Annotated in this window: 18 protein-coding genes and 1 pseudogene; 9 read left to right on the plus strand and 10 right to left on the minus strand. The window is 69.4% G+C overall.

All coding sequences use genetic code 11. The features are described 5' to 3' along the window. Nucleotides 1-2: 2 nt before the first annotated feature. Nucleotides 3-377: a Rieske (2Fe-2S) protein gene (locus MQC88_RS05905; protein WP_243319891.1), complete on the minus strand. Its 375-nt coding sequence runs from the start codon at nt 375-377 to the stop codon at nt 3-5. A 74-nt stretch (nt 378-451) separates the two neighbouring features. Between MQC88_RS05905 and MQC88_RS05910 the strand changes: the two genes are divergently transcribed. The 4 genes from MQC88_RS05910 to MQC88_RS05925 all read left to right on the plus strand — a co-directional run bounded on the left by MQC88_RS05910 (nt 452) and on the right by MQC88_RS05925 (nt 3,447). Then, the gene (locus tag MQC88_RS05910; protein ID WP_425491557.1) at nt 452-748 is read left to right on the plus strand and encodes a hypothetical protein; all 297 of its coding nucleotides are present in this window, start codon (nt 452-454) and stop codon (nt 746-748) included. Beyond that, nucleotides 745-1,476 (plus strand): fumarylacetoacetate hydrolase family protein, encoded by a 732-nt coding sequence (locus MQC88_RS05915; protein ID WP_243319893.1) that lies wholly within the window; start codon nt 745-747, stop codon nt 1,474-1,476. Before MQC88_RS05910 ends, MQC88_RS05915 begins: the two co-directional genes overlap by 4 nt. Before the next feature lie 40 nt (nt 1,477-1,516). Beyond that, nucleotides 1,517-1,921 (plus strand): large-conductance mechanosensitive channel protein MscL, encoded by a 405-nt coding sequence (mscL, locus tag MQC88_RS05920; RefSeq protein ID WP_243319895.1) that lies wholly within the window; start codon nt 1,517-1,519, stop codon nt 1,919-1,921. Between the two features lie 104 nt (nt 1,922-2,025). Next, nucleotides 2,026-3,447, plus strand: coding sequence for a M28 family peptidase (locus MQC88_RS05925; RefSeq protein WP_243319897.1), 1,422 nt, complete (start codon nt 2,026-2,028; stop codon nt 3,445-3,447). Nucleotides 3,448-3,456: 9 nt separating this feature from the next. On the opposite strand, the pseudogene MQC88_RS05930 reads toward MQC88_RS05925, so the two are convergent. The 3 genes and pseudogenes from MQC88_RS05930 to MQC88_RS05940 all read right to left on the minus strand — a co-directional run. Further along, nucleotides 3,457-4,197 (minus strand): annotated as a pseudogene (locus MQC88_RS05930) (TrmH family RNA methyltransferase); the annotation flags it as partial. Next, nucleotides 4,179-7,304, minus strand: a complete 3,126-nt coding sequence (locus tag MQC88_RS05935) for an efflux RND transporter permease subunit (RefSeq protein ID WP_243319899.1) — start codon at nt 7,302-7,304, stop codon at nt 4,179-4,181. The gene MQC88_RS05935 and the pseudogene MQC88_RS05930, both read right to left, overlap by 19 nt. 3 nt (nt 7,305-7,307) lie before the next feature. After that, entirely contained in the window at nt 7,308-8,390 is a 1,083-nt protein-coding gene (locus MQC88_RS05940) for an efflux RND transporter periplasmic adaptor subunit (protein ID WP_243319901.1), read from the minus strand. A gap of 251 nt (nt 8,391-8,641) precedes the next feature. Between MQC88_RS05940 and cysK the strand changes: the two genes are divergently transcribed. Further along, on the plus strand, nt 8,642-9,598 hold the full coding sequence (gene cysK, locus MQC88_RS05945; RefSeq protein ID WP_243319903.1) for a cysteine synthase A: 957 nt from the start codon (nt 8,642-8,644) through the stop codon (nt 9,596-9,598). Nucleotides 9,599-9,691: 93 nt separating this feature from the next. Here cysK and MQC88_RS05950 read toward each other — a convergent pair whose 3' ends face one another. From MQC88_RS05950 to pyk, 3 genes are all read right to left on the minus strand, one after another. Further along, nucleotides 9,692-10,702, minus strand: coding sequence for a class I fructose-bisphosphate aldolase (locus tag MQC88_RS05950; protein ID WP_243319904.1), 1,011 nt, complete (start codon nt 10,700-10,702; stop codon nt 9,692-9,694). Nucleotides 10,703-10,886: 184 nt separating this feature from the next. Further along, nucleotides 10,887-11,501, minus strand: coding sequence for a hypothetical protein (locus MQC88_RS05955; protein ID WP_243319906.1), 615 nt, complete (start codon nt 11,499-11,501; stop codon nt 10,887-10,889). A gap of 87 nt (nt 11,502-11,588) precedes the next feature. Further along, nucleotides 11,589-13,055 carry a pyruvate kinase gene (gene pyk, locus MQC88_RS05960; RefSeq protein ID WP_243319907.1) on the minus strand — a complete coding sequence of 489 codons (1,467 nt, stop codon included), beginning with the start codon at nt 13,053-13,055 and terminating at the stop codon, nt 11,589-11,591. Between the two features lie 48 nt (nt 13,056-13,103). On the opposite strand from pyk, the gene MQC88_RS05965 reads away from it, so the two are divergent. Beyond that, nucleotides 13,104-13,691, plus strand: a complete 588-nt coding sequence (locus tag MQC88_RS05965; protein WP_243319909.1) for a GNAT family N-acetyltransferase — start codon at nt 13,104-13,106, stop codon at nt 13,689-13,691. A gap of 133 nt (nt 13,692-13,824) precedes the next feature. Here MQC88_RS05965 and MQC88_RS05970 read toward each other — a convergent pair whose 3' ends face one another. Together MQC88_RS05970 and MQC88_RS05975 are read right to left on the minus strand one after the other, a co-directional pair. Further along, nucleotides 13,825-15,000, minus strand: coding sequence for a phosphoglycerate kinase (locus MQC88_RS05970; protein WP_243319911.1), 1,176 nt, complete (start codon nt 14,998-15,000; stop codon nt 13,825-13,827). 113 nt (nt 15,001-15,113) lie between these two features. Next, nucleotides 15,114-15,518 (minus strand): group III truncated hemoglobin, encoded by a 405-nt coding sequence (locus MQC88_RS05975; protein WP_243319913.1) that lies wholly within the window; start codon nt 15,516-15,518, stop codon nt 15,114-15,116. Between the two features lie 123 nt (nt 15,519-15,641). Between MQC88_RS05975 and fdxA the strand changes: the two genes are divergently transcribed. Next, the gene (gene fdxA / locus MQC88_RS05980; protein ID WP_243319915.1) at nt 15,642-15,965 is read left to right on the plus strand and encodes a ferredoxin FdxA; all 324 of its coding nucleotides are present in this window, start codon (nt 15,642-15,644) and stop codon (nt 15,963-15,965) included. 104 nt (nt 15,966-16,069) lie between these two features. Continuing rightward, complete coding sequence (locus MQC88_RS05985) at nt 16,070-17,602, plus strand: glycosyltransferase family 39 protein (protein WP_243319919.1); 1,533 nt, start codon at nt 16,070-16,072, stop codon at nt 17,600-17,602. A gap of 603 nt (nt 17,603-18,205) precedes the next feature. Here MQC88_RS05985 and gap read toward each other — a convergent pair. Beyond that, on the minus strand, nt 18,206-19,207 hold the full coding sequence (gene gap / locus MQC88_RS05990) for a type I glyceraldehyde-3-phosphate dehydrogenase (RefSeq protein ID WP_243319921.1): 1,002 nt from the start codon (nt 19,205-19,207) through the stop codon (nt 18,206-18,208). A gap of 102 nt (nt 19,208-19,309) precedes the next feature. On the opposite strand from gap, the gene MQC88_RS05995 reads away from it, so the two are divergent. Further along, entirely contained in the window at nt 19,310-20,161 is an 852-nt protein-coding gene (locus tag MQC88_RS05995) for a S1/P1 nuclease (protein WP_243319923.1), read from the plus strand. Nucleotides 20,162-20,202 lie beyond the last annotated feature (41 nt).

Genomic DNA, 20,202 nt, shown 5'->3' on the forward strand with positions numbered 1-20,202 from the left:
TCCTAGGTTGCGGGGGCTTGGCCTGCCAGCACGACCGCGCCGTCGTGCACCTCGACCGGCACCGCGCGCAGGCAGTCGCCGCGACACGGCCCGGCCACGCACTGACCGCGCTGCAACTCGAAACTGGCCCCGTGCACGGCGCACACCAGCAACCCGTCTTTCGACTTCAGGAACTTGCCCGGGGCCCAGTCCAGGCGCCTGCCGGCATGCGGGCAAACGTTGAGCCACGCGCGCACGGCGGCGCCGTCGCGATGCAGGATCACGGATTCCGGAGTGCCATCGAAACGGGCTTCGGCCTCGGCGAAGCCGCCGTCCTCGATCTGCTCCAGGCGCGCCAGCAGCGTGCTTTCGCCGTCGTTGTTTAACGAAGTTCTCACAAACGCAACTGCGCTCCGCCCGATACTGGCCGTCCCGGCCATCGTGCCGATTGTGTCACGACAGCGAAGAACAGATGTCCGCATTCCACTTCCGATTCGACCGTTTCCGCGCTGGCCGCGCCACGTTCCGTGCCGGCATGGCGCCGCGCAAGCCGCGACATCCGCTGCTGCGCGTGCTGCTGGGCCTGCTCGGGCTCGGGGTGTTGCTGGTGCTGGTGTTCTTCAGTGTCTTCATCGGCGTGGCGATGCTGGCCGCGGGCCTGCTGTACCGGTTGTGGAAGCAGCGTGGCAAGCCGCTGGCGCGGCAGCAAGCACGCGTGGTCGACGGCGAATTCCGGGTACTCGGCAAGCCGGCCCTGCCCCAGGCATGAGCGATGTCATCGCGGCGGCGCCGACTGCGCGGGTGGCCGTGCGCGGCGACGACCGGGACGCCGGAACTTTCCCGGTCCATCGCATCTATTGCGTCGGCCGCAACTTCGCCGAGCATGCGCGCGAAATGGGAGCGCCGGCGCCGGCCGCGCAGTCGGGGCGCGGCCGCCCGGTGTTCTTCCTCAAGCCAGTGGACGCGATCGTCGGCGACGGCGTCGTGCCCTATCCGCGCGGCACCCGCGAACTGCACCATGAAGTGGAACTGGTGGTCGCGCTGGGCCGCGATGCGCCCCCCGGGGAACTCGCCACCGCCGATGCGCCGGCGCTGGTCTTCGGCTACGCCGTCGGCCTGGACCTGACCCGCCGCGACCTGCAGGCGCAGGCCAAGGCCCAGGGCCTGCCATGGGACATCGGCAAGGCCTTCGATGCCTCCGCGCTGATCAGCGCGATCGTCCCGGCGGCGGAGGTCGGCGACCTGTCCACGCGCACGCTCAGCCTCCAGGTCAACGGCAGCCTGCGCCAGCACGGCGCGTTGTCGGACCTGGTCTGGGACGTTGCGGAAATCCTGCACGAGCTCTCGAAGTTGTACGCGTTGCGTGCCGGCGACCTGGTGTTCATGGGTACGCCGGCGGGCGTCGGTCCGCTGCAGCCCGGGGATACCTTCCGCGCCGCCCTGGATGGCGTGGTCGAGTTCCGCGGCCGCATCGCGCCGCCGTCGCTGCCGTTGTAGGCTGGCCGCGCGGGGGGCCGCGGCGTACCTGGAGGCTACGATGGGCATGGTCAGCGAGTTCAAGGAATTCATCGCCAGGGGCAACGTGCTCGACCTGGCGGTGGGCGTCGTGATCGGCGCGGCGTTCGGCAAGATCGTTACCGCACTGGTCGACGGCATCGTGATGCCGATCGTGGGCGTGGCCTTGGGCGGTGTCAGCGTCAGCGACTGGAAATACGTGTTGCGACCGGAAACGGTGGATGCCGCCGGTGCCAAGGTCGCCGAAGTGGCGATCGCGTACGGTGCGTTCATCCAGACGCTGATCGACTTCCTGATCATCGCCTTCGTGATCTTCCTGGTGGTCAAGGCCTACAACCGCATGCGCACGCCGACCGCCGAGGTGCTCGCCGCACCGCCGGAAGACGTGCTGCTGCTGCGCGAGATCCGCGATTCGCTGAGGCGCTGATGCGCGGCGGGGCGTGACTAGAGGCACAAGCCGCGAAGCCGCGGGCTGCTAAGCTCGCGGCTTCGTGTTTCCCGATGTGCCCCTTTGCCGAAGCGGAGTCCGCCATGCGTCTTGCGCCGTTGCTGCTTGCCCTCGCCATCGCCCTGCCTGCAGCCGCCGCGCAACCCACGCAGATTTCAGACGCCGCGCTGGCGACGGCCGCGCAGTTGCGCGAAACCGCGCTCAAGGACGACACCGGCTGGAAAGTCACCGAATCGCTGACCACCGAGGTCGGCCCGCGCCTGGCCGGCAGCGAAGCCGATGCGCGCGCGGTGGCCTGGGCGAAGGCGAAGTTCGAGCAGCTGGGTTTCGACAAGGTCTGGACCGAGCCGGTGACCTTCCCGAAATGGGAGCGTCGCAGTGAGCATGCGCAGGTACTGGGCCCGCACTCGCAAGCGCTGGTGCTGACGGCCCTGGGCGGCAGCCCCGCCGGCACGGTCGAGGGCCAGGTGGTGCGTTTCGCCAACCTGGATTCGCTCGCGAAGGCCGCCCCCGGATCGCTCGACGGCAAGATCGCCTTCATCGACTACCGCATGGCGCGCGCACAGGACGGGCACGGCTACGGCATGGGTTCGCGCGTGCGCGGCGCCGGCCCGTCGGCCGCGATCCGCGCCGGGGCGGCCGCGTACCTGATGCGTTCGGCCGGCACCGACAACCATCGCGTCGCCCATACCGGCATCACCCGTTTCGACGAAGGCCTGGCACCGATTCCGTCGGCGGCGCTGAGCAATCCCGATGCCGACCAGCTGGCGCGACTGCTGGCGCTGGACCCGTCGACCCGGGTCCGGGTCGCGCTGGACTGCGGCTGGAACGGCGAATACACCTCGCAGAACGTGATCGGCGAGATCACCGGCAGCAGCCGCCCGGACGAGATCGTATTGATCGGCGGGCACCTGGATTCCTGGGATGCAGGCACCGGCGCGATCGACGACGCCGCCGGCATCGGCATCTCGATGGCCGCGGCCAAGCTGATCGGCGACCTCCCCCGGCACCCGGCGCGCACGATCCGCGTGGTCGCTTTCGCCAACGAGGAACAGGGCTTGCACGGGGGCTTCGCCTACGCCGAAGCGCATGGAGCCGAGCTGGCCCGGCACGCGATCGTCTCGGAAAGCGATTTCGGCGCCGGCCGCATCTACGCCTTCGACGCAGGAAACATCGCCGACGACGCCAGGGATGCGGTCGCGAAGATCGCGGCCGCGTTGAAGCCGCTTGGGATCGAATGGACGCCGGGCCAGGGCAGCCCGGAGTCGGATGTCGGTCCGTTCGCGGGCGCGGGCGCGGCCTGGGGCTGGCTCGGCCACGATGGCAGCGAATACTTCGACCTGCACCACACCGCCGACGACACCCTCGACAAGATCGATCCGCAGGCGCTGGCGCAGAACGTCGCCGCCTACGCGGTGTTCACCTACCTCGCGGCGCAGGCGGACGGCGGCTTCGGCAGTTCCCCCGAGCAGGCCGGGTCGCGGCGCCGCGGCCTCGGCCGCTGAGGCACTCCGTCAGGGCCGCGCCCACGCGGCCAGCAGGACGGCGGTCGCGGCGGCGACATTGAGGCTTTCGACCGCCCCGCTGCCGGGAATCGAGAGGCGCAGGTCGCAGGCCGCGGCCAGGCCCGCGTCCATGCCCTCGCCTTCGGCGCCGAGCACGTAGACCAAGCGCCGCGGCAATGGCGTCGCGAACAGGTCCGCGCCGCCGCGGACCACCGTGGCGGCCAATGCGAATCCGGCGCTGCGCAACTGCGCCATCGCGTTGTCGTCGCGCCCCATGCGCACGAACGCGACGGCCTCTGCACCGCCCTCGGCGACCCGCGCGGCGGCGGCCGACAGCGCCAGCGTCGAGGTTTTGGGAAGCAGCACCGCGGACGCGCCGAAATGCGCGGCGCAACGCAGGATTGCGCCCAGGTTGTGCGGGTTGCCGACGCCGTCGAGCCACAACGCGCAGTGCGGGCCGTCGCCCAGCGCGCGCAGCCAGTGCGCCAGCGGTTGCGGTTCCTCGCGCAGCACGTCGGCGACAACGCCTTCGTGGTGGCTGCTCGCGGCGAGCTTGCGCAGGTCGTCCTCCGCGACGACCCGGTAGCCGATCCGGTTGGCCACGCACCACTTCAGCACTGGCTGCAGCTGCGGAATCCGTGCTTCTGCCAGGTACAGCTTGCGGATCGCCTGGGGCCGCCGCGCGAACACCGCGCGCACCGCATTGAGCCCGTGCAGGCGCAGCTCCCCGCTCACGCCTCGTCCTCGACCGGCCGGATGCTTGCATCCAGTTCGCGCACCCGGGCCTCGATCGCCTTGGGCGAATGCGTGTAGGGCGCCAGCAGCGCATAGAACGCGGGCACCACGAACAGCGACAGCAGGGTCGAGAAGCCGACGCCGAAGATCACCACCACGCCGATGGTCGCGCGGCTGGCGGAACCCGGCCCGCCCGCGGCGACCAGCGGAATGGCGCCGACCATGGTCGCGATCGAGGTCATCAGGATCGGTCGCAGCCTGACCCCGGCCGATTCGACGATCGCCTCGCGCACGCCGCGCCCGGCATCGCGCAGCTGGTTGGCGAACTCGACGATCAGGATCCCGTTCTTGGCCGCCAGCCCCACCAGCATCACGATGCCGATCTGCGAGAACAGGTTGAGGGTGCCACTGGTGACCCACAGCCCGACCAGCGCGCCGAGCACGCCCAGCGGCACGGTCAGCATGATCACCAGCGGATGGATGAAGCTCTCGAACTGCGCCGCCAGCACCAGGTACACCACCAGCAGCGCCAGGGTGAAGGTCAGCAGCACAGCGCCGCCGGCTTTCTGGTACTCGCGCGATTCGCCCTTCCAGTCGACCTGGGCGTACTCGGGCAGGTCCGCGGCAACCACGCCATCGAGGAAGGCGAGCGCCTCGCCCATGGTGTAGCCGGGGGCCAGGCCGGCGCTGATGGTGATCGCGCGCAGGCGGTTGAAGCGGTTGAGGCTGCCGGCCTCGGCCAGCTCTTCGAGCGTGACCAGGTTGGAGAGCGGCACCAGCTCGCCATTGCGCGCGCGCACCTGCACCGCCTGCAGGTCGGCCGGCGCGGCGCGGCCTTCGCGCCCGGCCTGGACGATGACGTCGTACTCCTCGCCGTCCTGCACGAAGGTGGTGACCTGGCGCCCGCCCATCATCGTCTCCAGCGCGCGACCGATGTCGGACACGCTGACGCCGATGTCGGACGCACGCTGGCGGTCGATGCGCACGCGCATCTGCGGGCGCGTTTCCTTGTAGTCCGAATCGACCGAGAAGAAGCCGGGGTTGGCTTCCATCTTCTGCATCACGATGTCGCGCCAGCGCGCGATCTCGGCGTACTCCGGCCCGCCCAGCACGATCTGCACCGGCTGTCCGCGGCTGCCGACCAGCCCGCCGCCCACCCGCGGTTGCGCGCGCACGCCGGTGAGGCCGTCGAGGTCCTTGCGCAGCGACTCGGCGACCTGCGCGGTCGACTGATCGCGCTTGTCCCAGTCCTCCAGGAACACGATCACGTTGCCGGTGTGCATCTCCTCGCTGGCGCCGAAGCCGCCGGGCGCGCGGGTGTTGTAGCGGCGGATCGGGCCGTCGCCGCCGACCCTGCTGGCGAAGATCTTCTCGACCTGCTGCACCTGCTTGACGGTGTAGTCGAAGCCGGCGCCCTCGGGCCCCACGATCGAGACGAAGAACGCACCGCGGTCCTCGGCCGGGGCGAGCTCGGACGGCACCAGCTTGAACAGCGCGTATGCCAGCACGCCCGCGGCCAGCAGCAGGCCACCGATGAGCCAGTAGCGGCCCAGGGTGACCCGCAGCGCGCGTTGGTAGCCATCGGCCAGCTGCGCCAGGCGGGCATTGGCCCAGCGATGCACGCGCGTGCTTTTCTCCTGCGCGTGCGGGCGCAGCAGCTTCGAGGACATCATCGGGGTCAGGGTCAGCGCCACGAATGCCGACAACGCCACCGCCCCGGCCAGCGCCACCGACAACTCGCGGAACAGGCGCCCGGTGTTGCCTTCCATGAAGCCGACCGGCAGGAACACCGCCACCAGCACGGTGGTGGTGGCGATCACCGCGAACGCGACCTGGCGGGTGCCGCGCACCGCCGCCAGCAAGCGCGGCTCGCCGAGGTCGACCCGTCGCTGGATGTTCTCCAGCACCACGATCGCGTCGTCGACCACCAGCCCGATCGACAGCACCAGGGCCAGCAGCGTCAGCAGGTTGATCGAATAGCCGAACGCGTACAGCGGGATGAACGCCGCCATCAGGCACACCGGCACCGTCAGCGCCGGGATCATCGCCGCGCGGAAGCTGCCCAGGAACAACCAGATCACCAGCAGCACCAGCGCGATCGACTCTGCCAGGGTGGCGTACACGCGCTCGATCGAGGCCTCGATGAACACGGTGTCGTCGAAGGCGACGAAGATGTTGGTGCCCTGCGGCAACGACTTCTGGATCTCCGCGGCGGTGGCTCTCGCGGCCCGGGTAACGTCGAGCGCGTTCGCGGTCGAGGTCTTGATGATGCCCAGGCCGATGTTGGGCTGGCCGTTGCTGCGGTAGTAGGCGCGACGCTCGGCCGAGGCGAGCTCGACCCTGGCAACGTCGCCCAGCCGCACCACGTAGCCGCCCGCGCCTTCGCGCAGCGGGATCCTGGAGAAATCTTCCGCGGTCCGGTAATTGCGCTCCACCCGCAGGGTGAAGTCGCGGCTGCCCGATTCCAGGCGCCCGGCCGGCAGTTCGACGTTCTCGGCACGCAACGCGGATTCGACGTCGGCGGGGGTGATCCCGCGCGCGGCCATCGCCGCGCTGTCCAGCCACACGCGCATCGCGTAGCGCTGGCGCCCGCCGATGCGCACCTGGGCCACGCCCTCCAGGCTCGACAGCCGATCCACCACGTAGCGGTCGGCGTAGTCCGACAACTCCAGCGTGTCCATCGTGGTCGAGCTCATGTTGAGCCAGATGATGGTGTCCGAGTCGCTGTCGGCCTTCTCGACTTCCGGCGGATCGGCCTCGTCGGGCAGGCGGTCGGCGACGCCGCTGATGGCGTCGCGCACGTCGTTGGCGGCGGCCTCGATGTCGCGGTTGAGGGTGAACTCCAGGGTCACCGACGAGCGTCCGTTGACGCTGCGCGACTGCAGTGTCTCGATCCCCTCGATGCCCGACAGCGCATCCTCCAGCACCTGGGTGATGCGGGTCTCGACCACCGCCGCCGAGGCGCCCGGATAGCTGACGTCGACCGAGACGATTGGCGGATCGATCGCCGGCAATTCGCGCAGGGTCAGCCGCGAAAACGCCATGATCCCCAGCACGATCAGCAGCAGGCTCATCACCGTGGCGAACACCGGCCGCTGGATCGAGGTATCCGACAGCTTCATCGCTCAGTTCCCGGGCGCGGGCGCCGCAGCGGGCGCGGGCGCGCCGGCTTGCGCGCCAGCATCCGCTTCCGCGATCTTCGCGCCGGGGCGCAGCTTGCCGGTGCCGTCGACCACGATGCGGTCGCCGGCCCGCAGGCCCTGCCGGACCTCGACCTTGCCGTCGGCCCGTGCGCCGAGGACGACCCGCGCCTGCTCGACCGTGGCGTCGGCCTTCACCCGGTAGACGAACGACGTCTGCCCGACCTGGACCACGGCGATCTCCGGCACCAGCAGTGCCTCGCGCTGCGGGCGCTGCACCTGGACCGTGACCAGCATGCCCGGCCGCAGCGCCCGGTCCGGATTCGCGAACGCGGCGCGCACCGTCACCGCGCGCGTGGCCGGGTCGACCCGTGCATCCACGGTTTCCACCATGCCGGCGAAGTCGCGGCCGCCGTAGACCTCGGTGCGGCCACGCACCTGCTGTCCTGCGCCGACCTGCGCCAGCGCCGCCTCCGGCATCGGGAAATCGACGTAGACGCTCGACAGGTCATCGAGCGTGGCGATCGGCGTACCCGGCGTGACCAGCGCGCCGGGGCTGACCTGGCGGATGCCAAGCACGCCGGCGAATGGCGCGCGGATCACGCGGTCGCCCAGTTGCGCGCGCACCTGCGCCACCTGCGCCTGCGCCGAGTCGCGCGCGGCGCGCTGGCTGTCCAGTTGCGAGCGCGCGATCAGTTGCTGCGAAGCCAGCTCGAACTGGCGCTTGTACAGCCGCTCCGCCTCCACCGCCGCCGCCTGCGCCTGCGCGAGTGCCGCCTGCTGCTGCTGCCCCGACAGGGTAACCAGCAACGCGCCCTTGCCGACCTCGTCGCCACTGTCGAAGTGCACCCGTTGCACGGTCTCGCTGACCTTGGCCGTGATGGTGACGGATTCGTGCGCGCTGGCGGTGCCGAGCGCCTGCAGGGTGTCGTGGAACGCCTGTGGTGCGACCCGCACGGTGGTCACCATCGCCGGCGCTTCCCCGGGCGCGGGTCGCTCCGCCTTGCCGCAGCCCGCCAGCGCGCAGATCGCCAGCATCGCCGTGACTGTTGTGAGCGCGGTGGGCATGGAACGAAAGCGAGTCGGCATTTTTCGGTTGGTCTGCAAGGGACCACCGATTCTAGCGGCTGCCCATGTCCCGCACCCATGCCAGGAGGCCCGCCCCGCCGCTTGCGGGCCTGCCGATGGCACGTTCACGCCTTTCGCGGCAGTCTGGCCATGCGGCCGCGTTTTTGCCAGGCGCCTTGCAGCCCGCTGCCGGTCTGCGTGGCGGATGCCGTTTGCGATCAGGCAGCCCCTCCCCCAACCGGAAACCCCCCATGATCCACGACAGCATCCTCGACACCATCGGCCACACCCCGGTGGTACGCCTGCATCGCATGGCGCCGTCCGGCGTTGCCCTCTACGCCAAGGTCGAAAGCTTCAATCCCGGCGGTTCGGTCAAGGACCGCCTGGCGCTCGCCATCATCCTGGATGCCGAGGCGCGTGGCCTGCTCAAGCCCGGGGACACCGTGATCGAGGCAACGTCCGGCAACACGGGCGTGGCGCTGGCGATGGTCTGCGCGGCGCGCGGCTACAAGTTCGTCGCGGTGATGACCGAGACCTTCTCGATCGAACGCCGCAAGCTGATGCGCGCCTACGGCGCCAAGGTGATCCTGAGCGCCGCGGCCGAGCGCGGGACCGGCATGGTCCGCATCGCCGAGGAACTGGCGGCCAAACACGGCTGGTTCCTGGCGCGGCAGTTCACCAACCCGGCCAATCCTGGCTACCACCGGCAGACCACGGCGGCGGAAATCCTGCGCGACTTCGCCGGACGCCGGCTCGACCACTTCGTCAGCGGCTGGGGCACCGGCGGCACCCTGACCGGTGTCGGCGAGATGTTGAAGCTGGCGCGGCCGGAAGTGCGGATCACCGCCTGCGAACCGGCGGGCGCGTCGCTGCTTGCCGGCAAGGACTGGCAGCCGCACAAGATCCAGGGCTGGACCCCGGATTTCGTCCCGGAGGTGCTAAACCGCGACGTCGCCGACGCGATCGTGCCGGTGGACGACGTGCTCGCGCGCGATACCGCGCGCCGGCTGGCGCGGGAGGAAGGCGTGTTCGTCGGTATTTCCGCCGGCGCAACCGTCGCCGCGGCGCTGGAAGTGGCGAAGTCGGCCAGCGCCGGCGACGTGATCCTGGCGATGCTGCCCGATACCGGCGAGCGTTACCTGTCGACTTTCCTGCTTGAGGGCGTGAACGAGGGCTCCGACGACGAGTGGCTGGCGTCGCTGGGTTGAATCCAAGCCCCCGGGCGGGATCCGAGGCAACGGCCCTGGAACGAAAAACGCCGGCGCAAGGCCGGCGTTTTTCCTGATCCGTGCGAGCCGTGCCTACGCGGCCTTCGACCACTTGCCCAGCGCCGCCATGCCATTGTCGCGGGCACGCTCGTGGACCATCGCCTGGGCCTTGGCGACATTGTTGGCCAGGTCCTGCGACCAGATCTTCAGCGCGGCCGACTGCATCGCGCGGCCGTAGCTGAAGCTCAGCGGCCACGGATTCGGGCCCATGCGGTTCATCGCATCCAGGTGCGCGGTGGCGTCCTCGTCGGACTGGCCACCGGACAGGAACACGATGCCGGGCAGGATCGCCGGCACCGTCGATTTCAGGCACATCAGCGTGGACTCGGCCACCTCCTCGACCGACGCCTGTTCGTCGCAGTCCTTGCCGGAAATCACCATCGATGCCTTCAGGATCGTGCCTTCGAGCATCACGTTCTGCTGGTACAGCGCATCGAACAGCGAGCGCAGCACCACCTCGGTGACCTCATAGCAGGTCTCGATGTCATGGCTGCCGTCCATCAGCACTTCCGGTTCCACCATCGGCACCAGCCCCTGCTCCTGGCACAGCGCCGCGTAGCGCGCCAGCGCGTGCGAGTTGGCCTCGATGCAGCTGCCCGAGGGGATGTCCTCGCCGATGTTGATCACCGCACGCCATTTCGCGAAGCGCGCACCGAGCTGGTAGTACTCCTTCAGGCGCTCGCGCAGGCCGTCCAGGCCCTCGGTGACGACCTCGCCCGGGAAGCCGGCCAGCGGCTGCGGGCCCTTGTCGACCTTGATGCCCGGGATGATGCCGTTGTCCATCATCACCTTGGTGAAGGGCACGCCGGCGGCGGTCGACTGGCGGATGGTCTCGTCGTACAGGATCGCCCCCGAGATGTGCTCGCCCAGGCCCGGCGTGGTCAACAGCATCTCGCGGTAGGCGCGGCGATGTTCCTCGGTGCTTTCCACGCCCACGCCGGCGAAGCGCTTGGCGATGGTGTTGTTGGACTCGTCGATGGCGATGATGCCCTTGCCCGCGGCGACCATGGCCAGGGCGGTTTCGGCAAGCTGTTCGATGCTCATGGTGTCCTGCGGCGGCGTTTGTGGAAAAACGCGATTATACCCGGTCGCGCAGGCAAAAGTTCATTACCAAACAGTGGCTTACGCCAGAATCCAGATGGCCGCGCGAGCGGCTTCGGAAAATGTCGTGCGCGGCCGGCACGCGTGTGGCGCGCCGAATCCGGCAGATGCCAGGTTCCGCGCGCGGTCAACCGCCGCGTGGCGGTGAATTCGCACGTCGCAGTGTGTCCTCGACCTGCTGCTCCTGCTGGCGCAAGCGGTGCTTTTCCATATCCTGCTTGGTGGTGTCCCCACGCTCGAAACGCTTCGATTTGACGCGTGCCAGCTGGTCGGCGAGATCCTTGATCTGGCAATGCCCGCGCAGGGTGGCGGCATCCATGGGCTGCTTGCCGCCCTGGAACCCCAGGGTCGCGACCGTGTAGGTCGGGACGACCACGTCGACCCCGGGGCGCGCCTTGAAGCGCCATTGCGACACCGCGTCGGCGCCGGCCTGGGCGAAGGCCTGCCAATACCCTTCGACCGGTGCGACCTCGCCGGCTTCGCTGTTCCATTGCTTGAGCACCGCGAAATCGGACGTGGTGCCGTCCTTGCCGATCAGGTAGCCCAAGGCAATGCACGCGCTGCCGCCACGGGGAGCGAGGGACGCCGGATAGGTCGCGGTCGCCAGCTGCAACCCGTCGGCCAGCATCCATTTGTCGCCAATGGTGCCTTCGTTGGCGATGCGTTGCTTTTCCTGCGCCAGGGCCGTACCCGACAAGGCCAGGCCGAGCACGAGGGCAGCGAAGATCCGTTGCCTGTTCATCCCAATCACCTCCAAACGCAATTGCGGCAATGCCGGTCGCCAACCGAATACTTCAGTTGCGCGGGATAGCACGCGGAACCGCGCGGGTCAAATCTCCCCCAACCCCTGCGCCAGCCCGCCGGGGCCGACCTGCAGCAGGCGCAGGGTATTGGTCGCGCCGTGCTGCTCCATGTGGTCGCCGCTGGTGAGGATCACGCGGTCGCCCTCGGCCAGCAGGCCGGCGTCGAACAGCGACTTCAGCGCCTCGCGCGCGGCCTCGCGGGTGGCCAGGCCGCGGCTGTCGAAGGCAATCGGGAACACGTCGCGCATCAACGCCATCCGCCGGCGGGCGCCGGCATGCCGCGACAACCCGAAGATCGGCACGTTGGAGCGGAAACGCGACAGGTAGCGCGCGGTGCCGCCGGATTCGGTCATCGCCACGATCGCGCGCACGCCGATGTGCTCGGACAGGAACATCGCCGCCATCGCGATCGCCTGGTCGGCGCGCTGAAGGTCGCGTTGCGCCTTCTCGAAATCGGTGTCCCGCTCGAACTGCTTCTCCGCGCCGACGCAGATCCGCGCCATCGCCTCCACCGCCTTGAGCGGATGGTTGCCGGCCGCCGATTCCTGCGACAGCATCACCGCGTCGGTGCCGTCGATCACCGCGTTGGCGACGTCGAGCACCTCGGCCCGGGTCGGGATCGGGCTGTCGACCATCGACTGCAGCATCTGCGTGGCGGTGATCACGACCCGGCTGCGCGCCAGCGATTCGCGGATGATCTTCTTCTGCAGACCCGGCAGCTCGGCATCGCCGATCTCCACGCCGAGGTCGCCGCGCGCGACCATGACCGCGTCGCTGGCGTCGATGATCTCGGCCAGGTTCTCGATCGCCTCGGATCGCTCGATCTTGGCGCAAAGCGCCGCATCGCTGCCATGGTCGCGGGCGATCGCCCGCGCCTCCTCCATGTCGGCGGCGTTGCGGCAGAACGACACCGCGATGAAGTCGGCCCCCAGTTCCGCGGCGACCGCGATCAGTTCGCGGTCGCGTTGGGTCAGGGCGCCGAGCGAAAGGCCGCCGCCAAGGCGATTCAGGCCCTTGCGGTCGGACAGCGCGCCATCGTTGAGCACGCTGGTGACGATGCGTTCGCCCTCGATGCGCTCCACCTGCAGTTGCACCATGCCGTCGTCGAGCAACAGGGTGTCCCCGGCGTGGACATCGTTCGGCAGGCCGAGGTAGCTGATCCCGACTTCGCGCTCGCTGCCCGGCGGCGCATCGGCGCGCGCCACCAGGTCGAAGCGTTCGCCGGCCCGCAACTGCACGCGCCCGGTGGCGAAACCTTCGATCCGCAGCTTTGGCCCGGGCAGGTCGGCGAGGATGCCGACTTCGACCCCGACCCGCAGCGCCGCCTCGCGCACCGCGTGCGCGCGCGCGACCTGCGCGGCCGGGTCGCCGTGCGAAAAGTTCAGCCGCACCACGTCAACGCCCGCGCGCAACAGCGCATCGAGCATGCCCGGCGGGTCGGTGGCCGGCCCGAGCGTGGCGAGGATCCTGGTACGGCGGCGATGCTGGCTCATGTCGCGTATTCTCCGTGGCGCACGCTAGCACAGCCGTGCGAGCCCGCGATGACCGACGCCTGCCGCATCGATATTGCCGCTGCCCTCGACGCACTGCCGGCGTTCCCGCGCCTGCGCGGCCAGCGCGTATGCCTGCGCGGCCCGTGCCCAGGGGATGCCGATGCGCTGTTCGCGCTGTTCTCCGATCCGGCGGTGATGCGCTACTGGAGCCGGTCGCCGATGGCCGCGCGCGGCGAAGCCGAAGGCAGGATCGCCGAGATCGTCGAGGATTTCGCCGCGCGCAAGGCGCTGCAATGGATGATCGCCGCCCGCGTGGACGATGCGGTGATCGGCACCTGTTCGCTGTTCCGGTTCGACCCGCGCCACCGTCGCGCCGAGGTCGGCTACGCGTTGCGTTCCGACCACTGGGGCCGCGGCCTGGCGCGCGAGGCGGTCGCGCTTGCGCTGGAGTGGGGGTTCCGCACGCTCGGCCTGCATCGGATCGAGGCCGGCATCGATCCGCGGAATGCCGGCTCACGCCTGCTGCTGGCGAGGCTCGGATTCACCAGCGAGGAATTGTTGCGCGAGCGCTATCGGGTCGGCGGCGAGGCAGGCGACATCCAGCTGTTCGGCCTGCCGGCCCCCGGAATGCGGTGACGATGCCGGGGTTGGCGCAACCGATTCCGCAATCCACATCAGCGCGGGCACCCGCGGCCGGCAATCGCGTAAACCTAGCGCGCCATCGTCGCGGCACGGAATCGGCATCGCATCATCGCGTACCGGAACACGTTCAACCGCGCGTCCGCAATGCCGCCACCGCCGGCAGCTCCTTGCCTTCCAGGAACTCCAGGAACGCACCGCCACCGGTGGAGATGTAGGAAACGGCGTCGGCGATGCCGTACTTTTCGACCGCGGCCAGGGTATCGCCACCGCCGGCGATGGAGAACGCGTCCGATGCCGCGATCGCCCGTGCCAGGGTTTCGGTGCCGTGACCGAATGCGTCGAACTCGAACACGCCAACCGGCCCGTTCCACACCAGCGTGCCGGCGCCAGCGATCATCGCCGCGTAGCGCGCCGCGGTTTCCGGTCCGATGTCCAGGATCATGTCGTCGGTTCCGACCGCATCCACGGCCTTGACCGTCGCCGGAGCGTCGGCGGCGAAGCGCGGCGCGACCACCACGTCGGTCGGCACCGGGATCTGCGCGCCGCGCGCCCGGGCTTCCGCCATGATCTTCTTCGCGGTGTCGACCAGGTCCATTTCCACCAGCGACTTGCCGACGCCATGGCCTTCGGCGGCGATGAAGGTATTGGCGATGCCGCCGCCGACGATCAGCTGGTCGACCTTGCCGACCAGCGAGGCCAGCAGTTCCAGCTTGGTACTGACCTTGGAGCCGGCGACGATCGCCAGCAGCGGCCGCGCCGGATCATCGAGTGCCTTGCCCAGCGCATCGAGCTCGGCCATCAGCAGCGGTCCGCCGCAGGCGACCTTGGCCTGCCGGATCACGCCGTGGGTCGACGCCTGCGCGCGATGCGCGGTGCCGAAGGCATCCATCACGAACACGTCGCACAGCGCGGCGTACTGGCGCGACAGCGCTTCATCGTCGGCTTTCTCGCCGACATTCATGCGGCAGTTTTCCAGCAGCACCAGCTGCCCCGGCGCGACCTCGACGCCACCGAGATAGTCGCGCAGCAACGGCACCTCCATCCCCAGCAGCTGCGACAGCCGCGCGGCCACCGGCGCCAGCGAATCGGCCTGGCTCCACGCCCCTTCCTTCGGCCGCCCCAGGTGCGAGGTGACCATCACCGCGGCGCCGCTTGCCAGCGCCATCCTGAGCGTCGGCAGTGCCGCCACGATGCGCTGTTCGGAGGTGATCTCGCCGTCTTCGTCGATCGGCACGTTCAGGTCTTCCCGGATCAGCACGCGCTTGCCGGCAAGGTCGAGGTCGGTCATGCGGAGGATGGACATGGGGCTCCCGGCGCGTGGTGTGCGGAGGCGCATTGTCCCCGCCGGCGCCGCGTCGGCGCAAATTCCGATCATGCCCTTCCCCTTCCTGCCCAGCCGCCGTGCGCGGCCACCGATCACCCCTGGCGGGCGACCGGCAATCCCAGCGGACGCAGGTTGCGGTCGATTCCCAGGCCGTAACGCAGGCTGCGCCCGATGCGTTGCGCGTAATCGACCATCGTTTCGGCCTGCTCCGCCGGCAGCAGCGATTGCGCGGTGTCGCGCCACAGTGCCAGCCAATGGTCGAAATGCGCCGCATCGATGGGCAACGGCCGGTGCACCGCCATCGGATTGCCGCGATAGGTCGCCGCCCGCAACGCGACGGAACACCAGAACGAGGTCAGCAACGCCTTGTGTCCGGGCCAGTCGTGCACGATCGGGTTGAAGACCGGGCCGAGTACCGGATCGGCCTGTACGCGGTCGTAGAAGCGGTCGACCAGGCGGGCGATGGCGGTTGCGTCTGGCGCGGGTGCGGATGGCATGGCAGGCAAGGCCGGTGGGCGGCCGATTATCGCATTGCCGCCTGGCACGGGCGCTGATCCAGGTCATGGCGCGCGCAGATCGCCGGGAACATACTTGCAGGCCCGGCGCGACGGAACGCGTGCATGACCCACGTCGTCACCGAAAACTGCATCAAGTGCAAGTTCACCGACTGCGTCGAAGTCTGCCCGGTGGACTGCTTCCACGAAGGCCCGAACTTCCTGGTGATCGACCCGGAAAGCTGCATCGACTGCACGCTGTGCGTCGCCGAATGCCCGGTCAACGCGATCTTCCCGGAAGACGACGTCCCCGCCGGGCAGGAAAACTTCCTCGCCATCAACGCCGAACTGGCGCCGCTGTGGCCGGTGATCGACCGCAAGATCCCGGCGCCGCCCGACGCCGACGAATGGGACGGCGTGCCCAACAAGCTGCCGCTGCTGGAGCGCTGAGCCGCGCCGCTCGCGGCCGGGGCCGCCAGGGCGCGGCACGGCCGCGATTGCCAAGCGCCAGCCGCGCCTGCCTAATGCAGCCCTCCGGCCCCAGGCGACCATCGATGCCGATCGCTCCCGGCGCTTCGCAGCGCCGCACCACCCTGCTGCTGTTGGCGCTGGCGCTGGCGCTGCTGCTGTTGCACCTGCTGGCCAACGGCCAGTACGGCTTCCACCGCGACGAACTGGCGGTGCTCGACGACGCCCGTCACCTTGCATGGGGTTATGTCGCCTATCCGCCACTGGTGCCGTTCCTGGCGCATGTCTCGATGCAGCTGTTCGGCGATTCGCTGACCGCCTTCCGCGCGCCTTCCGCACTGGCGCAGGCGCTGGCGATGCTGTTCACCGGCCTGATCGCGCGCGAACTGGGTGGGCGTCGCGCCGCGCAGCTGGTGGCGGCGATCGCGGTCGGGTGCGGGCCGTTCGCGATGCTCGCCGGCTCGATGCTGCAGTACACCAGCCCGGATTACCTGTGGTGGGTGATGGCGGCGTGGCTGTTGTTGAAACTGGCCAACGCCGACGATGGCGATCCTTCCAGGGGCCGGTACTGGTGGCTGGCACTGGGGCTGGTGATCGGCCTGGGGATGATGACGCGCTACACGATGCTGTTCTGTGCAGCGGGCATCGCGGTCGCGATCCTGGCCACGCCGTTGCGGCGGCGACTCGCCAGCCCTTGGCCGTGGCTGGGCGTGCTCGTGTCGCTGCTGGTGTTCGCGCCCAATGCATGGTGGCAGTGGCAGCACGATTTCATCTACCTGGATTTCGTCCAGCACATCCATGCGCGCGACGTCCGCATCGGTCGCACCGGCGGTTTCCTGTCGGGACAACTGCTGGTCGGCACCAGCCCGCTGCTGGCACCCCTGTGGCTGGCGGGGCTGGCCTGGCTCGCATTCGCCGGGGCAGCGAAGCGCTGGCGCGCACTGGCGTGGCTGTACCTGGCCGCGCTGCTGCTGTTCCGGGTGGCCGGCGCGCGTGACTACTACCTGGCGCCGGCCTATCCGATGCTGGTGGCGGCGGGCGTCGTTGCACTGGAACGCGGCATCGCGCGCCTGCGTCCGCGCACGGCCACGCTGGCCCGCGGCGCGGCGGCACTGGTACTGCTTGCCGCGGTGGCGACGACCGGACTGATCGGGTTGCCGCTGGCGCCGATCGGCTCGCACGGCTGGCGCATCAGCCGCCAGTTCCACGACAACTTCGCCGAGCAGGTCGGCTGGCCGGAACTGGTGGCGCAGGTCGCCGCGGTCTACCGCGCACTGCCACCGGAGGAACGCGCGCGCACCGCGATCTACGCCAACAACTATGGCGAGGCCGGCGCGGTCAACCGCTACGGGCCGCGACTTGGGTTGCCGACGGCGATCAGCGGCATCAACTCGTACTGGGCACGCGGCTACGGCAATCCACCGCCGACCACGGTGATCGTGCTTGGGGACGACGCCGAGGGCATCCGCGATACGCCCGCGACCTGCACGCTGGCCGCTCGCGTGCGCATTCCGCACGGCGTGGAGAACGAGGAAAGCGGGCACCCGGACATCTACGTCTGCCGCGACCTGCGATTCGACTGGGCGAAGGCATGGCCGAAGATGCGCAGCTTCGGCTGACTCGGCGCCGGACAGGTGACACGCAACAGCAAAAGGACCTTCTCTTCGCGGCTGAGTGAAAAGCGCCGCGGCGGTTGAATCGACCGGGCGCCAGGAACGGATGCCCGCCGGGGCCCGGGTACGGACATGCGCAGGGCGCCGGGTACGGACATACGCGCGCGCGTCGGGTACGGACATGCGCGAGCGCGTCGGGTACGGACATGCGCGAGCGCGTCGGGTACGGATGCCCTTGGGTGCGAATGTCCTCCGGCGCCGGCCTTTGGCCGACGCCTCCTCCTTGATTTCGCGCCCAAGGGCATCCGCACCCCCCGCGTTGCGGCTTGCGCAGCGACCCACAAGTCAAAGCAGCGCAAGACTTCGAGCAAGCCTGCGATCCGACGTCCCGGCGTGGCCGCCAGCCCTTCGGGGCGAAATAAAGGAGGAGGCCGCAGGCCGGGGGACATTCGCCCCGAAGGGGTGGCGGCCACGCCGGGGCCCGTCAAGTCGCAGCGAAGGCATGCGACCAAAACGTTCCCGCAGGCGCTCTCCCCGGAATTGCGCCAAGCACCAAAGAAAAAGCCCCGCAATCGCGGGGCTCTTCGTGCATCCACCGCGGCGGTGTGATTACTTCGCGACCACCCGCACCATCTCCAGGCACTTGTTGGAGTAGCCCCACTCGTTGTCGTACCACGCCACCAGCTTGACGAAAGTGGGATCCAGCGCGATGCCGGCATCGGCGTCGAAGACCGAGGTGCGGGTGTCGCCGCGGAAATCGGTGGCCACGACCTTGTCCTCGGTGTAGCCGAGGATGCCCTTCAGCGGGCCTTCGGACTGCGCCTTCATCTCCGCGCAGATCTCGGCATAGGTCGCGGGCTTCTCCAGCTCGACGGTGAGGTCGACCACCGAGACGTCGGACGTCGGCACCCGGAACGACATGCCGGTGAGCTTCTTGTTGAGTTCCGGGATCACCACGCCGACCGCCTTGGCCGCACCCGTGGACGACGGGATGATGTTCTCGAGGATGCCGCGGCCGCCGCGCCAGTCCTTGTTGCTCGGGCCGTCGACCGTCTTCTGGGTGGCGGTGGCGGCATGCACCGTGGTCATCAGGCCGCGCTTGATGCCCCACTTGTCGTTGAGCACCTTGGCCACCGGCGCCAGGCAATTGGTGGTGCAGCTGGCGTTGGAGATGATCGCCTCGCCCGCGTACTTCCCGTCGTTGACGCCATAGACGAACATTGGCGTGTCGTCCTTGGACGGCGCCGACAGGATCACCTTCTTCGCGCCCGCGTCGATGTGCTTCTGCGCCGCTTCCTTGGTCAGGAACAGGCCGGTGGATTCGATCACCACCTCGGCGCCGACCTCGCCCCACTTCAGGTTGGCCGGGTCGCGCTCCTGGGTCAGGCGGATGCGCTTGCCGTTGACCAGCAGGTGGTCGCCATCCACCGCTACCTCGCCCTTGAAGCGGCCGTGCACCGAGTCGTACTGCAGCATGTAGGCGAGGTAGCCCGGCTCCAGCAGGTCGTTGATCGCAACGACCTCGATGTCGTTGCCGAAATTCTGCACCGCCGAACGCAACACGTTGCGCCCGATGCGGCCGAAACCGTTGATGCCTACCTTGATCGCCATGACGCACAGCTCCTGAAGGGGACGAATGGGGACAAAACCTGCGGGAATCCGGGTATTTTAGCCTGCCCCCGCCCCTTTCCGGCCAGCAAACGGATTCCCGCCATGCGCAAGACCGCCGTCCTCGCCCTGACCGCCGTGCTGGTCGTCGCCGCCAGCCCCGCGGCAATGGCCTGGAGCGCGCTGGGCCATCGCCTGGTCGGCGAGCTGGCCGAGCGCCACCTGGACCCGGTGGCCGGGGCGCAGGTGAAGCTGCTGCTGGCAGGCGAGCCCGACCCGACCCTGGCCGGGGTCGCCGACTGGGCCGACCGCCTGCGCGACCTCGACCCGGCGGAATTCAAGGCGACCTCGCGCTGGCATTACATCAATGCGACCGACCAGAGTTGCCGGTTCGAGCCCGCGCGCGACTGCCCGGATGGCAACTGCGTGACCGGCGCGATCGAGCGCCAGCGCGCGATCCTGGCCGACCGCAGCCAGCCGCTGCCGGTGCGACGCGACGCGCTCAAGTTCATCGTCCACTTCGTCGGCGACGTGCACCAACCCATGCACGCCAACAGCCACGACGACCTCGGCGGCAACAAGTACCAGATCAGCCTGCGCACCGACCTTGCACCGGAGGCCTACGCCCGCAACCGCTACGTGGACGGGGTGATGGGGACCAACCTGCACTCGGTGTGGGACTACTACATCCTCGGCAGCGCGAAGCTGTCGCTGCGGCAGTACGCGGCGCGGCTCGACGCGCTGCCGTGGCCGCCGATGCCCGCGGACGGCCCGGCCACCGGACCGATGGCGTGGGCGGCCGAGTCCTGCCGCCTGGTGGATGCGCGCCACCTGTATCCGCAGGGGCACAAGCTGGACATTGCCTACCTCGACGCTTACCGCCCGCTGGCCGAGCAGCGCGTGCGCCAGGCCGCGTGGCGGCTGGCGCAGGTGCTGGACGCGACCCTGGGCGATTGACCCGGCGCCGCCGGGTGCCCGCGCCGCGTCGCGGCCGGCGC

It is taken from the genome of Cognatiluteimonas sedimenti, assembly GCF_022808325.1.
Classification (GTDB): domain Bacteria; phylum Pseudomonadota; class Gammaproteobacteria; order Xanthomonadales; family Xanthomonadaceae; genus Cognatiluteimonas; species Cognatiluteimonas sedimenti.

Bases quoted from the DNA above. Each gene is read 5' to 3' on its own strand.
- MQC88_RS05910 (WP_425491557.1), top strand. From the start codon at position 452: ATGTCCGCATTCCACTTCCGATTCGACCGTTTCCGCGCTGGCCGCGCC.
- MQC88_RS05915 (WP_243319893.1), top strand. From the start codon at position 745: ATGAGCGATGTCATCGCGGCGGCGCCGACTGCGCGGGTGGCCGTGCGC.
- mscL (WP_243319895.1), top strand. From the start codon at position 1,517: ATGGGCATGGTCAGCGAGTTCAAGGAATTCATCGCCAGGGGCAACGTG.
- MQC88_RS05925 (WP_243319897.1), top strand. From the start codon at position 2,026: ATGCGTCTTGCGCCGTTGCTGCTTGCCCTCGCCATCGCCCTGCCTGCA.
- MQC88_RS05935 (WP_243319899.1), bottom strand. From the start codon at position 7,304: ATGAAGCTGTCGGATACCTCGATCCAGCGGCCGGTGTTCGCCACGGTG.
- MQC88_RS05940 (WP_243319901.1), bottom strand. From the start codon at position 8,390: ATGCCCACCGCGCTCACAACAGTCACGGCGATGCTGGCGATCTGCGCG.
- cysK (WP_243319903.1), top strand. From the start codon at position 8,642: ATGATCCACGACAGCATCCTCGACACCATCGGCCACACCCCGGTGGTA.
- MQC88_RS05950 (WP_243319904.1), bottom strand. From the start codon at position 10,702: ATGAGCATCGAACAGCTTGCCGAAACCGCCCTGGCCATGGTCGCCGCG.
- MQC88_RS05955 (WP_243319906.1), bottom strand. From the start codon at position 11,501: ATGAACAGGCAACGGATCTTCGCTGCCCTCGTGCTCGGCCTGGCCTTG.
- pyk (WP_243319907.1), bottom strand. From the start codon at position 13,055: ATGAGCCAGCATCGCCGCCGTACCAGGATCCTCGCCACGCTCGGGCCG.
- MQC88_RS05965 (WP_243319909.1), top strand. From the start codon at position 13,104: ATGACCGACGCCTGCCGCATCGATATTGCCGCTGCCCTCGACGCACTG.
- MQC88_RS05970 (WP_243319911.1), bottom strand. From the start codon at position 15,000: ATGTCCATCCTCCGCATGACCGACCTCGACCTTGCCGGCAAGCGCGTG.
- MQC88_RS05975 (WP_243319913.1), bottom strand. From the start codon at position 15,518: ATGCCATCCGCACCCGCGCCAGACGCAACCGCCATCGCCCGCCTGGTC.
- fdxA (WP_243319915.1), top strand. From the start codon at position 15,642: ATGACCCACGTCGTCACCGAAAACTGCATCAAGTGCAAGTTCACCGAC.
- MQC88_RS05985 (WP_243319919.1), top strand. From the start codon at position 16,070: ATGCCGATCGCTCCCGGCGCTTCGCAGCGCCGCACCACCCTGCTGCTG.
- gap (WP_243319921.1), bottom strand. From the start codon at position 19,207: ATGGCGATCAAGGTAGGCATCAACGGTTTCGGCCGCATCGGGCGCAAC.
- MQC88_RS05995 (WP_243319923.1), top strand. From the start codon at position 19,310: ATGCGCAAGACCGCCGTCCTCGCCCTGACCGCCGTGCTGGTCGTCGCC.